Annotated in this window: 15 protein-coding genes and 1 tRNA gene; 6 read left to right on the plus strand and 10 right to left on the minus strand. The window is 60.2% G+C overall.

The window, feature by feature from the left end; all coding sequences use genetic code 11:
• Positions 1–134: 134 nt before the first annotated feature.
• From V8J82_RS19450 to V8J82_RS19480, 7 genes are all read right to left on the minus strand, one after another.
• A complete protein-coding gene (locus tag V8J82_RS19450; RefSeq protein ID WP_339977784.1) occupies positions 135–1,331 on the minus strand; it encodes a winged helix-turn-helix domain-containing protein in 1,197 nt (398 codons plus the stop codon).
• Positions 1,332–1,340: 9 nt separating this feature from the next.
• A complete protein-coding gene (locus V8J82_RS19455; RefSeq protein WP_339977786.1) occupies positions 1,341–3,230 on the minus strand; it encodes an acyl-CoA synthetase in 1,890 nt (629 codons plus the stop codon).
• A gap of 105 nt (positions 3,231–3,335) precedes the next feature.
• Positions 3,336–5,159 (minus strand): ABC transporter transmembrane domain-containing protein, encoded by a 1,824-nt coding sequence (locus tag V8J82_RS19460; RefSeq protein WP_439650089.1) that lies wholly within the window; start codon positions 5,157–5,159, stop codon positions 3,336–3,338.
• A 98-nt stretch (positions 5,160–5,257) separates the two neighbouring features.
• Positions 5,258–5,331, minus strand: a tRNA-Gly gene (locus V8J82_RS19465).
• 158 nt (positions 5,332–5,489) lie between these two features.
• Positions 5,490–6,383: a methyltransferase family protein gene (locus tag V8J82_RS19470; RefSeq protein WP_339977788.1), complete on the minus strand. Its 894-nt coding sequence runs from the start codon at positions 6,381–6,383 to the stop codon at positions 5,490–5,492.
• A 118-nt stretch (positions 6,384–6,501) separates the two neighbouring features.
• Positions 6,502–6,669 carry a hypothetical protein gene (locus tag V8J82_RS19475; protein WP_339977790.1) on the minus strand — a complete coding sequence of 56 codons (168 nt, stop codon included), beginning with the start codon at positions 6,667–6,669 and terminating at the stop codon, positions 6,502–6,504.
• Between the two features lie 177 nt (positions 6,670–6,846).
• Positions 6,847–8,451 (minus strand): bifunctional metallophosphatase/5'-nucleotidase, encoded by a 1,605-nt coding sequence (locus V8J82_RS19480; protein WP_339977792.1) that lies wholly within the window; start codon positions 8,449–8,451, stop codon positions 6,847–6,849.
• Positions 8,452–8,613: 162 nt separating this feature from the next.
• On the opposite strand from V8J82_RS19480, the gene V8J82_RS19485 reads away from it, so the two are divergent.
• Together V8J82_RS19485 and V8J82_RS19490 are read left to right on the plus strand one after the other, a co-directional pair.
• Entirely contained in the window at positions 8,614–8,949 is a 336-nt protein-coding gene (locus V8J82_RS19485; protein WP_339977794.1) for a DUF952 domain-containing protein, read from the plus strand.
• The gene (locus V8J82_RS19490) at positions 8,950–10,008 is read left to right on the plus strand and encodes a quinone-dependent dihydroorotate dehydrogenase (RefSeq protein WP_339977796.1); all 1,059 of its coding nucleotides are present in this window, start codon (positions 8,950–8,952) and stop codon (positions 10,006–10,008) included.
• A 35-nt stretch (positions 10,009–10,043) separates the two neighbouring features.
• On the opposite strand, the gene V8J82_RS19495 is transcribed toward V8J82_RS19490, so the two are convergent.
• From V8J82_RS19495 to V8J82_RS19505, 3 genes are read right to left on the minus strand one after another with little or no spacing between them, the layout of a single operon-like run.
• Entirely contained in the window at positions 10,044–11,384 is a 1,341-nt protein-coding gene (locus V8J82_RS19495) for an MATE family efflux transporter (protein ID WP_339977798.1), read from the minus strand.
• Between the two features lie 7 nt (positions 11,385–11,391).
• The gene (locus tag V8J82_RS19500; protein ID WP_339977800.1) at positions 11,392–11,895 is read right to left on the minus strand and encodes a PaaI family thioesterase; all 504 of its coding nucleotides are present in this window, start codon (positions 11,893–11,895) and stop codon (positions 11,392–11,394) included.
• Positions 11,892–12,344 (minus strand): PaaI family thioesterase, encoded by a 453-nt coding sequence (locus tag V8J82_RS19505; protein WP_339977802.1) that lies wholly within the window; start codon positions 12,342–12,344, stop codon positions 11,892–11,894. The genes V8J82_RS19500 and V8J82_RS19505 overlap by 4 nt, the downstream gene beginning before the upstream one ends.
• 126 nt (positions 12,345–12,470) lie before the next feature.
• On the opposite strand from V8J82_RS19505, the gene V8J82_RS19510 reads away from it, so the two are divergent.
• The 4 genes from V8J82_RS19510 to V8J82_RS19525 all read left to right on the plus strand — a co-directional run bounded on the left by V8J82_RS19510 (position 12,471) and on the right by V8J82_RS19525 (position 13,898).
• Positions 12,471–12,839: a MerR family transcriptional regulator gene (locus tag V8J82_RS19510; RefSeq protein WP_339977804.1), complete on the plus strand. Its 369-nt coding sequence runs from the start codon at positions 12,471–12,473 to the stop codon at positions 12,837–12,839.
• Positions 12,836–13,063, plus strand: coding sequence for a hypothetical protein (locus V8J82_RS19515; protein ID WP_339977806.1), 228 nt, complete (start codon positions 12,836–12,838; stop codon positions 13,061–13,063). The genes V8J82_RS19510 and V8J82_RS19515 overlap by 4 nt, the downstream gene beginning before the upstream one ends.
• Positions 13,064–13,086: 23 nt before the next feature.
• Positions 13,087–13,320: a hypothetical protein gene (locus tag V8J82_RS19520; protein WP_339977808.1), complete on the plus strand. Its 234-nt coding sequence runs from the start codon at positions 13,087–13,089 to the stop codon at positions 13,318–13,320.
• Positions 13,321–13,496: 176 nt separating this feature from the next.
• Positions 13,497–13,898, plus strand: a complete 402-nt coding sequence (locus V8J82_RS19525) for a MerR family transcriptional regulator (RefSeq protein WP_339977810.1) — start codon at positions 13,497–13,499, stop codon at positions 13,896–13,898.
• Positions 13,899–13,919 lie beyond the last annotated feature (21 nt).

The raw sequence follows: 13,919 nt of genomic DNA on the forward strand, positions 1-13,919 counted from the left end.
TTGCTCAACCCGCGCTTAAGCCCGTCACGATGGATCAGGTCGGCAATGTTCTTGCGTCGTTTGAGATTTCGTTTTCACACCTACCCGAAAGCAACAATAAGGGTGCCAGTGCGTAAGCATTTCTGGATCTGCCCTCAGACACGCAACCAGCCCTCGCAGAACTGCAGTTCCTCACATTCGGCGAACCGGGCCGCACGATCAAGTTCAGATCGCAACCTTTCCTGTCGACCGAGACCGAACTTCACACCACGCTCAGGCCAAAGCGCACGCACCACCAGACGTTTGCCCTCTCGCGACATATCAATCCGACCAACCAAACGTGTACCCTCCAGGATGGGGAACACGTAGTAGCCATAGCGGCGCTTGGCCGCTGGGACGAAAATCTCAATACGATAGTGGAATCCAAACAATCGCTCCGCGCGCTTGCGGTCGCGCAGCGCTGGATCAAATGGCGAAAGTATCCGAACGCGCTGAGATGGAAGTGGAAGCTTCGCAACCCGATCCAGGACGTCCGGCAATGCAACAGAACGGCGCGGCACGCCATCGGTGCTCATGACATCGATTTCGATCACGCGTCCGCCGCTTAGTGCATCTGCAACCCACGCCTTGGCGTCATCCGGCTTGATGAGATCGAAAAACGCGGCCAATTCGCCGCTTGTCGCAAAACCCAAACGATCCATCGCTGCACTACAAGCCCAATCCACAATTTTCTCGTCAGACCACCGCGCGTTGAGGTACTCGGCCGGTATCACACGCTCGGTCAAATCATAGTATTTCCGAAAACCAACGCGCTTCGAAACCGACAATTCGCCAGATCGCCATAGATATTCGAGTGCAACTTTTGATGGCCGCCAATCCCACCAACCTGTTGATTTCTCTTCCCTTTCACCGTCAAAATCAGCACTGCAACAAAGACCGTTCTCTGCAACGTGGGCCAAGACGTTATCAAGCTCACCATGAAAGTCCTGCCCATGCCAATTCCGCCAGCGCGCATGAAGCCGCGCGCGATCTCGCGCGAATTTTAGCCGCCAAGCTGGGAAGAATGCGGTCGGCACAACGGATGCGTCATGGGTCCAATGCTCGAAAGTTGCGCGGGAACGATCATTGATCCATCTCAGGGATCGCGGCGCATAGGTCTGACGCCGCGACCAGAGGATAAGATCGTGCGCCCGGGCAAAGGTGTTGACACTGTCGACCTGCACAAAGCCCAGCCGCGCAACCAGATCAGACAGAGCCTGACCTGTCGCAGAGCCGGTGGGAGGTTCCAGAAGCGCATGGCGATCCAGGAATATCCGACGCGCCTGATCGTTACTGAGGACCGGACGCGTCATGTCATACGATCAGGCGTCGCGCCATTGCCAAGGACGGGTGAATTCACCCAGCACCTTGCCCACACCCGCCTCATCGGCTTCGTCGTTACGGTCCAGATGTGCGACAAGGCCACGCTTCTTGTCTTCCACCACCGAGACCACGCGCGCCGTATGTCCGGCATCTTCAAGGGCGCCGTTATAGATCCGAGTGATGGCCAATCGGCGCAGATCGGGTTTGAACACTTTTCCCACCGCAGTCTTGGGCAATTCATCTAGAATTTCCAAGTATTTGGGGATCGCGGCACGCTCGTGGATATGCTCTTTGCAGTGCGTTAACAAATCTTCGACGGATACATTCGCGCCATCGACTAACTCCACGTAAACACACGGCAATTCCCCTGCAAACGCGTCAGGCTGTCCGATCGCACCTGCAAAGGCCACAGCATCATGGCCGGCCAGCGCCTCTTCGATCTCGGCTGGGTCGATGTTGTGACCGCCGCGAATGATCAGATCCTTCGCGCGCCCCGTAATCCAAAGATAGCCATCGCTGTCGATGCGCCCAAGATCGCCCGTACGCAAATAGATGTCGTGGTGAAACAAATCATGATTCTTGTCGATTTCGGTATAGGTCGACCCCTCGAAAACACCCGGATTGTCGACGCAAATCTCGCCCACCTGATCAACGGCACATTCGCGCGGCCCATCCGGGGTCTGTGTAAGGATTCTCACACTGGTATGCGGGAAGGGAATGCCGATCGATCCAATTTTCTTTTCGCCTTCGACCGGATTGCAAGACACCAAACAGGTCGCCTCAGTCAGCCCGTATCCCTCGATCAAGGTCACACCGGTCGCCTTTTCAAACCGGTTAAACAGCTCTACCGGTAACGGCGCTGATCCTGAAAAGGCTGTTTTCACCGAAGAGATATCCGCATCCACCGGGCGCTGCATCATCGCAGCAATCGCAGTGGGCACGGTGATGATAAAGGTGACTTGCCAACGCTCGACCAGTTTCCAGAAATTGTCGAACACCCCCTCGCCGCGATAACCTTGGGGCGTGGGGAACACCACATGGGCACCTGACGAGACCATGGCCATCAAGATCACATGGCAGGCGAAGACGTGGAACAACGGCAACGGACAAATCACCGTGTCGTTTTCGGTAAACAGCAGCGTGTGACCGATCCAACCGTTATAGATCATCCCCGAATACTTGTGCTGAGCGACCTTCGGCATGCCGGTGGTACCGCCGGTATGGAAGTAACAGGCCACACGATCCTCAGGCGGGTCTTCGAAGCTCAACTCCGTTGGCTGCTTGGCGCATTCTGCGTTGAAATCAATCACCTTTGCGCGGTGCTTGGGTGGGTTCTTTGGCCGGATCAGCGGCACGATAAGCTTCTTGACGCCTGTCAGATAACGCCACAGATCAACTTCAAGCACCGTTTCGACATTGGGCGCCAACGCCACCGCTTCATTCACTTTTTGCGCCACGTCCGTTTTGGGGAAGGCACGCAGCGTTACCACAGCTTTTGCGTTTGTCTCACGTAAAATGGCTGCGATCTGCTCTGCATCGAGCAGCGGGTTGATCGGATTTGCGATTCCCGCAACCGCCGCCCCCATCAAGGTGATCGCAGCCTCGTTACAATTTGGCAGCAGATAAGCGACAGTGTCCGTCGGCCCCACGCCAAGTGATCGCAATAGGTTCGCGGTCTGGGTCACCCGGGCATGGACATCACGCCAGGTCAGCGTCTCGGCCGCATCCGAAGGCCCAGAGAACAGCTGAAACGTGATCGCGTTCAACGCGCCATGCGCCGTCGCGGTTTTCGTCAATAACTCATATAAAGTAGATGCCGGTTGACTCTCTGGCCAAGGCAAATCTGTTTCGATATCCGCAATGTCCTCGACCGTGGCAAATCGCGCCATGCTATCCTCCCCGTATTTGTTTTTGAGCCCCTTATATAGGGAGCTTCTCCCGCTGAAAAACATCACGGAAATAGACGGGTCGCGCAAGCGTAACGCAACGGCGCCCTATTCGGCGGCAAGACCTGCCGTGAATTGCAACCGCGCCAGCCGCGCATATAGCCCGCCTTCGGCGACCAAAGCATCATGCGTGCCTTCGGCAACAATCTGTCCGTCTTCGAACACCAGGATGCGGTCAGCCTGCTTAACGGTGGCCAGACGATGCGCCACGATCAGGGTGGTGCGCGTCTTCGACAACTCGCCCACCGCGTCTTGCACGGCGCGCTCGGATTCAGCGTCCAAGGCGGATGTCGCCTCATCCAGAAGCAGGATCGGGGCGTCGCGCAGGATCGCCCGAGCGATCGCGATGCGCTGCTTCTGGCCTCCCGACAACATCAAACCGCGCTCGCCTACGTAAGTGTCATAGCCCTGCGGCAGCGCGGTTAAGAACCCATCCGCAGCCGCCGCTTTGGCCGCGGCCTCAACCTCTGCATCGCTTGCGTCGGGACGTCCGAACCGGATGTTCTCACGCGCCGAGGCTGCGAAGATGACCGGGTCCTGCGGTACCAGCGCCATCGCGCTCCGGAAGGTTTCGCGTGCCATTTGCGGCAGCGCCACACCGTCGACCTTAATCACACCGCTCTCGGGGTCGTAAAACCGCAACAGCAGTTGAAACACGGTTGACTTCCCTGCCCCCGAAGGCCCCACCAAGGCCACTGTTTCACCCGGTTTCACGACGAAGGAGACATGATCCAAAGCTGCCGTTTCAGGCCGCGTGGGATAGTGGAACCGCACGCCTTCAAACGCAATCTCACCACGCCCGCCCTGCGGCAGGACGATGTCATTCTCCGGGTCAGCAACGCTGTCATCGGTGCCCAGCAATTCCACCAGTCGCTCCGTTGCCCCGGAGGCGCGCTGCAACTCTCCCCAAATCTCCGACAGGGCCCCGACCGAGCCTGCAACCATGATCGCGTAGATCAGAAACTGGATCAGAACGCCGATCGACATCTCTTCGGCCCGCACGTCGCGCGCGCCCATCCACAGGACACCGACAATGCCGCTGAAGACCAGAGCGATGACGATCACCGTCATCACCGCACGCGTCCCGATGCGCTTGCGCGCGCTGTCAAAGGAGAATTCGGTGACCTCGTCGAACCGCGCCGTCGATGGGCGTTCATGGGTAAAGGCCTGAACCGTCTGGGCCGCCAACAAGGCCTCAGACGCATTACCGGAGCTTTCGGCAATCCAATCCTGGTTCTCGCGGCTGAGCACGCGCAACCGCCGCCCCAGCACGACGATGGGCACGATCACCAACGGCACGATCAGCAAGACCGCCAAGGTCAGTTTCGGTGACGTCCAGAGCATCAAAGCCACGCCACCGAGCAAAATCAGCAGGTTACGCAGCGCTACCGATACGCTGGACGAGATAACGCTCAGCAATAATGTCGTATCGGTGGTGATCCGGCTCAGCACTTCGCCGGTCATGATCCGTTCGTAGAAGGCCGGGCTCATCCCGATCATCCGATCGAACACCGCCTTGCGGATATCGGCGATCACCCGTTCGCCCAGACGTGTGACCAGATAATATCGCAATCCCGTACCAAGCGCCAAAAGCGCGGCGATGCCCAGGGCTGCGAGAAAATACTGATCGAGCAGTTCGACGCTTTCGGTCTCGAACCCATCGACCACCCGGCGCACTGCCAGCGGCAACGCCAGCGACACCATCGCCGTCAGGATCAAAGCCGCGATCGCACCGGCGACCATCTTCCAATACGGCGCCATGAACGGCCCCAGTGCCGCCAAACTGCCGATACGTTTCGATGTCGCCCGCTCTTCATTTGCGGATGGCTTTGGCGGCATGACCGGCGCGGCTTGGATCTGATCTTGTGGCATGTCGCTCAGCTATGTCTGTGTTGGCCGTGGATACAAGTCGCCGCCGACCTCGGCAAGGTAAACACGCCAATGGGGCGCGTCGTCAGATCGGGGTGGAGTGGAGCGGGTAGCGGGAATCGAACCCGCACCAAGAGCTTGGAAGGCTCGTGTGATACCATTTCACCATACCCGCCCATATCGTTGGCGTAGGCCATGGACTTGGTCCGGTCAAGGTCCATATCGCCGTTGTGCGCCCCTGAAACCGTCCCTGTCTTTCCCCGGAATCGTTTCCAGAAAGTCCAAATTCCGCCGCGTTCACAGGGGATTGTGTAATGTATCGGAGCGGCGGCATCACCTCCCTCGCTGGCGCTCCTCTCTCCCTGTTGGACTAAGGTCGCCCATTTGGGCGGCCTCTTTTTTTGTCGGGCGCGCCAGCCGTGGCACCATGTAGGGCACCCGGGCCGCATAAGCCTCGAAGCGTTCGCCGTAGCGCGCCCGAAACCGACGCTCCTTCAACAGCGGCGCGATGACGCAATAGGCCGTGAGCAGCAGCGCCAAGACCAATTGATCCGGAGTCCAGACCGGCACCGCCCAGGTGGTCAGCGCGAAGGCCAAGTAAATCGGCTGGCGGATCACCCGAAACATACCAGTCTGGGGCATATCGGGAAATCGCGGTTTGCGCTTGGCCATCAGGCTCATCCAGCCCAACGCGCCCGATTGCACCTCGGCGCCCGCATCGAAACTCGCTTTCATCAAAAACAGCCAGCACGCGGCGTAAGCCGTCAGGACCACCCATAAGACCGCGCCCTGAGCCTGCCACCAGATGACGCCGGACGGTGTCCAGAGCGCAAAAAGAGCCAGCAATTGAAGCGAGGCGATTAAAGCGTAGCTCGTCGTTACCAATGTCGCGCCATGGGCGCCGCGCGCCAAAACGCGGCCACCGCGGCGGGTCAACAGCAGCGAATGGACAAGCGGGAATTGCAGAACCAAACCGGCATTGGCCATCCAAGCCCAGCCACCGGGTACGTTGCCAAAGCTGCGCGACATGCCAAAGCCCATCGCGACTATCATGGCCAGCACCGCCGCCGCAAAGACCAGATGCGTGATCACGCCCAGACCCAGCGCCAGCGCGATCCGCTCCCTGCCCGGCGGCGGCGCCAAGACGCCATTCAGCAAGTCCACCAGGCGGGCGATATGTCCGTCACCTGCCGGGCGCGGCACCTGTATCCGTCTTGTTCCATCCATGACCGGGGCACTTAGGGGGCCTATGGGTCAGGTAAAGCGACAGGATGCCGCCATGCCGAAACGAAAAACCCGGCCTGTGGTACAGACCGGGTGTCGGTGGGCTTGAGATGCGGCGCGATTAGCGGCCGTAGATCGCTTGATGGGCAATCTTGCGTGCGTCGCCGGGGTAGAACCCCAGATCTTCAACCGCCAATTCGGTCGAGACAGAGGACAGTTCCGCGACGGTCCGACGGTAAGCCGCGCGCTTTTCGGCAGCATTCCGGATTTGGGCGAAGATCGAGGCCATGATGATGCTCCTTTTGGCTGGCGTTTCGTCTCTCGTGCTCTCGATATGTTAGCGCTCACCCAAAGAACAATTCCCCGTTTCGCCAAACCCGCCTTGCACCCAGCGCATGGCAAAGAAAAACCGGCCCCAGGATGCCCAGGGCCGGTCAAATTTTTCGAAAAGTCAGATGACTAGGGTTTACTCAGCCGTCGAGATCCGACCATCGGTATAGGGCGCATAGGGGCTGTTGGCGCTGATATACTCCGCCACCACTTGCTCCAAGCCCGGTCCAAAATCGTACACGTCTGTCGCGTCGGTCTCGAAGATATCGTAACCGTCGCCGCCGCCGCGCATGTAGTTGTTGGACACAACGCCATAAACCGCTTCGGGGTCAATCGGCGCAAAGCCGTCACCCTCGGCAACCTCAACCGACACGATCCGGCTGCCGGGCTCGGCACTGGGGTTCCAGGTATAGCGCATACCTGAGACCTGCGGGAACCGGCCCGCCACTTCCTCGACTTCGCTCACACCGTTTTCCAGCGCTTCGACGATGCCCGCCCCGGTCAATTGGAACGTCGCCAGCGTGTTCTGGAACGGCAGAACCGTCAAAACCTCGCCCATCGTCGTCTCGCCCCCATCGATGGAGGCGCGCAGACCGCCGCCGTTCTGAATGGCGATGGTGATGCCCTGATCGGCCACGCGCTCCAGCATTGCATCGGCCACGAGGTTGCCCATCGGGCATTCCTCGACCCGGCACACGCTGCGGTCCCCTTCGATGAAGTCGGCGGTCTCGCCAACCACTTCGCTCATCGCCTCTTCGATGGGCTCGGCCAGTTCCGCCACCCGAGCCGCGATGGTCTCGTCGGGCGTGACAGAGGCATCCAGCAAGATCGTGTCGCCGGTGGCCGAGACCAGGTTGCCCTCATCGTCGAAGGTGGCCTCCAGGTGCCCCAGATACTTCGAATAGGCATAGGCCTGCACGATCGGCACCTCGATCCCATCGGGATTGGCCACCATCAGCGGATAGGGGTTCGTTGCGCCCTCATCTGTGTTGGAAAACAACGTGTGCGAGTGCCCGCCCACGATCAGGTCCAGGCCGGTGACTGCCTCGGCGATGCGCACATCGTCCTGCCAGCCGACATGGGTCAGTGCGATGATGATGCCAACGCCCGCCTCGGTCAGCGCGTCGACATCGGCCTGCAACCCTTCGATCTCGTCAGAGAAAATCACGTTGTCGCCGGGCGACGAGGTCTCGGCCGTATCCACCGCAAGGGCGCTGATGATGCCGACCTGCACGCCGTCCACATCCAGCACGACATGGTCCTGCAACCGGCCTTCGATCGCGGGTTCCTGGCTGACATCGACATTGCCCGAGATCACCGGGAATTCGACCATATCGATAAAGCTGGCAAAGCCTGCCGGGCCCAGATTCCATTCATGGTTACCCGACGCCATCACGTCGACGCCCATGGCATTCATGAATTCAGCCGCCGCCGCACCGCTATAGGTCGTGAACATGGCCGAGCCCTGGAACTGGTCGCCCGCATCCAGGAACAGCACGTTCTGCCCTTCGAGCTCGGCGCGCAAATCGGCAACCGCCGTGGCAATCCGCGCCACGCCGCCGAAGCATTCACCCGCCGCGTCATCTTCGGCATTGCAGGTGGAATCAAAGCGGTTGATCGGCTGGATGCGGCTGTGCAGATCGTTGATATGCAGCAGATGCAGCGTCGTTTCCGCTGCGGCAGGCACCGCGGCCATCAGGCCGGTGACCATCGCCGTGGTTCCAAGAATACGTGCAATCATGGACTTCTCCCCGAAATTTCTTGAGACATTTTATCATCAGACATCCGCCAGCATGGCGGCAGGCGTCGCCTGCGTAAAGACGTGACATGACAGTTTTGTGACAGTTTTTTCCACGCAGTGTGACACTTGACGTCGGGGCGTGTGCAGGGGAAACCACCGGCCATGCGTATCTACAAAATTCTCCGCCCCGAGGAATGGGCCACGCTGGAACGCGATGGCGAAACAGCGGGCGCGCCGATCGATCTGGCCGATGGCTTCGTGCATTTCTCAACCGCTGAGCAAGCCGCTGAAACCGCTGCGAAACATTTCGCGGGCGTCGAGGGGCTGGTTCTGGCTGCGCTTGAGGCGGATGATCTGGGCGACGATCTGAAATGGGAGCCCTCGCGCGGTGGCGCGCTGTTTCCGCATCTCTATGGGCCTTTGCGGCTGGCCGACGTGATCTGGCACGCACCGCTGCCTGTCGTGGACGGCGCGCACCTGTTCCCGGACAACATGTGAATGCTGGAAACGCTCGGCCTGACCCTGCTGCGAAAGTTGCCGCCGGAAACCGCCCATACTGCCGCGCTGACCGCTCTGCGCGCAGGGCTTGCGCCCCTGCCCGGTGTGGTCACCTCATCACGGCTGAAAACCAGGATCGGCGGGATTGATCTGCCCAATCCGGTGGGGTTGGCCGCCGGATTCGATAAGAACGCCGTTGCCATTGCACCCCTGCAACGGGCTGGCTTTGGGTTCATAGAGGTGGGCGCCGCCACTCCGCGCCCGCAGCCCGGCAACCCGAAACCGCGCCTGTTTCGGCTGGAAGAAGATCGCGCCGCGATCAACCGGTTCGGATTCAACAATGACGGCGTAGCGGCGATTGCAGAGCGGCTGGCCAAAGCACCTCGCGCCATCCCGACCGGCCTCAACCTAGGCGCCAACAAGGACAGCACGGATCGGATCGCGGATTTCGCCGCCGTCTATCAGACCTGTGCCGCCCATATCGATTTCGCGACGATCAATGTCTCGTCTCCCAACACTGAAAAGCTGCGGGATCTGCAGGGACCGGCCGCGTTGGCTGAGATCATTTCCCAGATCGACGCGGTGCGCCAAGCGCAACAGAGCCCAACCGCGCTGTTCCTGAAGATCGCCCCCGATCTGAGCGATGCCGACTTGGCTGCGATCACCGAGGTTGTCATGGCGGTGCCGGACCGGATCCAAGCGATTATCGCCACAAACACCACGCTGGATCGTGACGGATTGCACAGCGCCCAAGCAAACGAAAGAGGCGGGCTATCCGGACAGCCTTTGTTCGAAAAGTCTACCCGCATCCTGGCCAAGCTATATCAGATGACCGACGGAACCGTGCCCCTGATCGGGGTGGGCGGCGTCAGCTCTGCCGATCAGGCATATGCAAAGATCAAGGCGGGCGCCTCGGCGGTGCAGCTTTACACTGGGCTGGTCTATGGCGGGCTATCGCTGGCGGCAGAAATCGCCCATGGGCTCGACGCTCAGCTTGAACGCGATGGGATCGGCAACGTAACGCAAGCGGTTGGGATCGACGTCGCAGGCTGGCTTTAGTTCACCGATGTTAAGCGCGCCGGATCCGCATTTCATCACGAAATGCGGGCGCCCCGCTCCAGGGCCGGATAGCGGCTGGCCAGGGTCAGCCCCCGCGCGGCGAAACTGATCAACAAAGCCGCCCAGACGCCATTGTTATCATATGCCGGGATCAAGATCATCGCAGCCATCACATAGATCAATGCGCTGATCACCATCATATTGCGCATGTCCTTGCCGCGTGCGGCGCCGATGAAAATCCCATCCAGCATCCAGGCCGCCCATCCGACCAATGGGGCGGCGACCATCCACGGCAGATAGGCACGCGCGGCGGCCTGCACGTCGGCATCTTTGGCCAATATGTCGATGAAGGCGGGGCCTAACACAGCGAACGCCAAAGCCATCCCAGCGCAAATAATCGCTCCCCAGCTTGAGGTCAGAAGCGAGGCACGCCGCAAGCGCCCGATATCCCGGCGACCGTAGGCACGCGCCACAAGGGTCTCGGCGGCGAAGGCGAATCCGTCCATCGCGTGGGCCGTGAGATACATGAACTGGATCAGCACCTCGTTCGCGGCCAGCGTGACATCGCCAAATTGCGCGCCCAGGAAGGTGAAAGAGGTGAAAATCGCCATCAGCAGGGCCGAGCGGATCAGGATATCGACGTTCAAAAGGGCCATCTTCACCAATCGCACCCGGTCGAAGACGCGTACCCAATCGCGCCAATCGGGCCGGGCAAACGCATCACGGCAAAACCACAGACCCAGCCCCGCGCCGACGATTTCGGCAATCGCAGTGGACAGGGCCACCCCGGCCACGCCCCAGCCAAAGCCCAGCACAAACAGGAAATTCAGCCCGATATTGAGGCCATTCATAATCAGTTGAATCCAGAACACCGCGCCGGTGCGCTCTTGCGCGATGAGCCATCCGGTCAGCGCATAGACCGAGATTGCAAAGGGTGCGGTCCAGATCCGGATGAACAGGTAATCGCGCGCGAGCGCCTCGACCTCCGCGCTGGTGGGCTCCCAAGAAAAGGCGGCCCAGATGATCACCGGGTAGAGTGCGGTCAAGAGCACTCCTCCAACACCCGCGACCATCAAGGCCCGTGTCAGGATCGCCGAGACTTCTGCGCGGTCGCCCGCGCCCTCGGCCTGCCCCACCAGACCGACCGTCCCCATGCGCAGGAACCCGAAGATCCAGAAGACCGAGGTCAGAATGATCGCCCCGATGCCCACCGCCCCGATTGGGGCGGCCTCACCCATCTGACCCACCACACCGACATCCACGATGCCCAGAAGCGGCACCGTCGCATTGGACAACACGATCGGCACCGCGATTTTCAGAACCCGGCGGTGTGTCAGGGGCTGCGGTGGGGCGCTGGCATCGGCTGGCGCGGTCATGGCTGGCTTATCCCGGGTCGGGCATGACAAAATGCCCGGTCGCCTGGGCGAAAAGACGGGTGCGATTGTCCTGCCACGCCTCCACATGGACGCTGGCATAGCGTCGGCCCGAGCGGTTGACCCGTGCGCGTGCATAGGCATCGCGCGGCAGGCCGGATCGCAGATAATCCACGGTGAAATCGACCGTTTTCGGCATACGCGGCAAGGTATCGGGGCTAAGCGCGTCGGCATCCATCCGGCCGCTTTCGATTTCTTCCCAGAGGATATGGAAGCCCAACTCCATGATCGCCGCAACCTCCAGGAACGAAGCCGTGGCGCCGCCATGCAGGGCGGGCAGCAATGGATTGCCAATCAGCTTGTCGTCATAGTTCAAAACCGCGGTCAGCTCATCTCCGCGGCGATCAAAGCTGATCCCCATGGTTGCGATATAGGGGACCGAAGCGACCAAAACCGCCAATGCGCGGTCGCGCCGTTCTTTCACCACATGGATGGGTTCGGGGCGGGGTCTCATGCCGATGCCTCCCGCTGAACGGTAAAGGCACCGGTGGCCGCCGCAACGGGCCGCGTCGGATCTTCGTCGAAGGCCTGCGCCCGGATGAACGCGACAGACCGGGTCACATGATAGCATTCCGCCCTTGCCGTGATCGTCTGCCCGGGCGTCGCGGGGCGCATGTAATCGATCCGCAAATCCAACGTCGCGGTGCTGGCCACCGCGTCGGGATGGCTCATCACCGCCGCCCCGCCACAGGTATCCATCAGCGCCGATACAGCGCCCCCATGGATCACACCGGTGCCGGGATCCCCCACCAAAGCCTTAGAATAGGGCATTGAAATCGCGGCCATCCCATCACCAATCTCGGTCAGTGTCATACCCAGCGATTGCGAAAACGGCAGCGCTTCGATCATCTGCCGGGCGATCCGCGCCTTGTCCGCCGGGGTGAGGTTGGAAGTGTCTGCCATAGGATCTCTCATCTGCCGATGCGCAGATGTTGCGCCCCATTCCGGCGGGCGCAAGGGCGAAGTGCCTTAACAATCGTCGCGCAAGGCGGCATACTTAGGACGGGAGCGAGAAGAGCTTGGCAGATCATGGCACCGGAACGGCTTGATTTTAAACAGATGTGTGCCCGGTTCGACGTAACGCCGCGCACCTTGCGGCATTACGAATATATCGAGTTGCTGTCGCCTGAACGCGAGGGCCGGTCCCGGTTTTATGGCCCCCGAGAAGTGGCGCGCATGACCTTGATCCTGCGGGGCCGCCGGTTTGGATTTTCCCTGGAACAGATCCGACAATGGCTTGAAATCTACGATCGCGGCGAAGGCTGGGAGGCGCAGCGCGATATTTGGCTGAATATGGCCGATGCGCAGCTTGACGAATTAAAGCAACGTCGCGTCGAACTGGATGAGATCATCGACGAGTTAAAATCGCTGCGCGACGAGACAGCCGCAAGCGAATGATCCGTGCAGGAATTCTCGCGCTGCTGGCCACGCCGGTTATCGCTGATACCCCCCTGTCCCCGGTGACCGATTGGCAACGGATACATCCTGGCGGTGTTGTCGCGGACGCCACGCTGGAACCGCCGCACATCACGATCACCGCACCGGGCCACGCGCCTTGGGTGATCGGATATTGGGTGCGCCCCTACGCCATTATCCCTCACCTGATGACGAGTATGTCCTAGTATCGAATGCGGGTGGCAACATCTTGGATGCGGGATTTGACCGCGATGACCCTGTCTTGTGGGTCATCCAAAGGCCAGGTGAGGAGATTGCCCATGTTCCCCTACGCGCGCTGATCCGCCACGGCGATCTGCACCCGACGACATCGGGCTATGTCTGGATCGACACATATACCTGGTCGGTCGAGGGATGGGCCTTCACAACGCCCGATGGTCAGCATTGGCATCTGAGCACGGGGCTGACCCTGACGCGCCGCTAGGCAACGCATGCGAAGTTTTGTTGCGACTGACCCTAAGTCAATTTTGCTTACCTTTCGTCAGCGACAAAGTGACGTGACGTCTGAATTACGTAAACGTCATCCAATCTTGTATGCTGCCCCAACGACTCGCATTTGGCGGTCACGGCACAGGTAATCAGTAGTAGCGAGACCATACCATGACCTCCGAAACCATGACGATCCGCGAGATGTGTGACGCCTTTGAGGTGACACCGCGGACTCTGCGCTTCTACGAAGCGAAAGAACTGCTCTTCCCGATCCGCGAAGGCCAACGTCGCCTGTTCACACGACGAGACCGTGCGCGGCTGAAATTGATCCTGCGCGGCAAGCGCTTTGGCTTCAGCCTGGAAGAGATCCGTCAACTTCTTGACCTATACTATGTCGGCGACAGCCAGGAGACGCAGCTAAGCCGTACCCTGGATATCGCCAATGACCGTCTCACCGATATGGAGCGCCAGCGCTCGGAATTGGACGAGGCGATCGAGGAACTGCGCAATCAGATGCAATTGGTCAGTGACATGCTGTCCACGCGCGGCGCCACAACAACCGCAGCAGAATAACCGACAAGATTCTTCGGGAGG

Origin of the sequence: Gymnodinialimonas mytili (assembly GCF_037544085.1) — a bacterium.
Taxonomy (GTDB): Bacteria; Pseudomonadota; Alphaproteobacteria; order Rhodobacterales; family Rhodobacteraceae; genus Gymnodinialimonas; species Gymnodinialimonas mytili.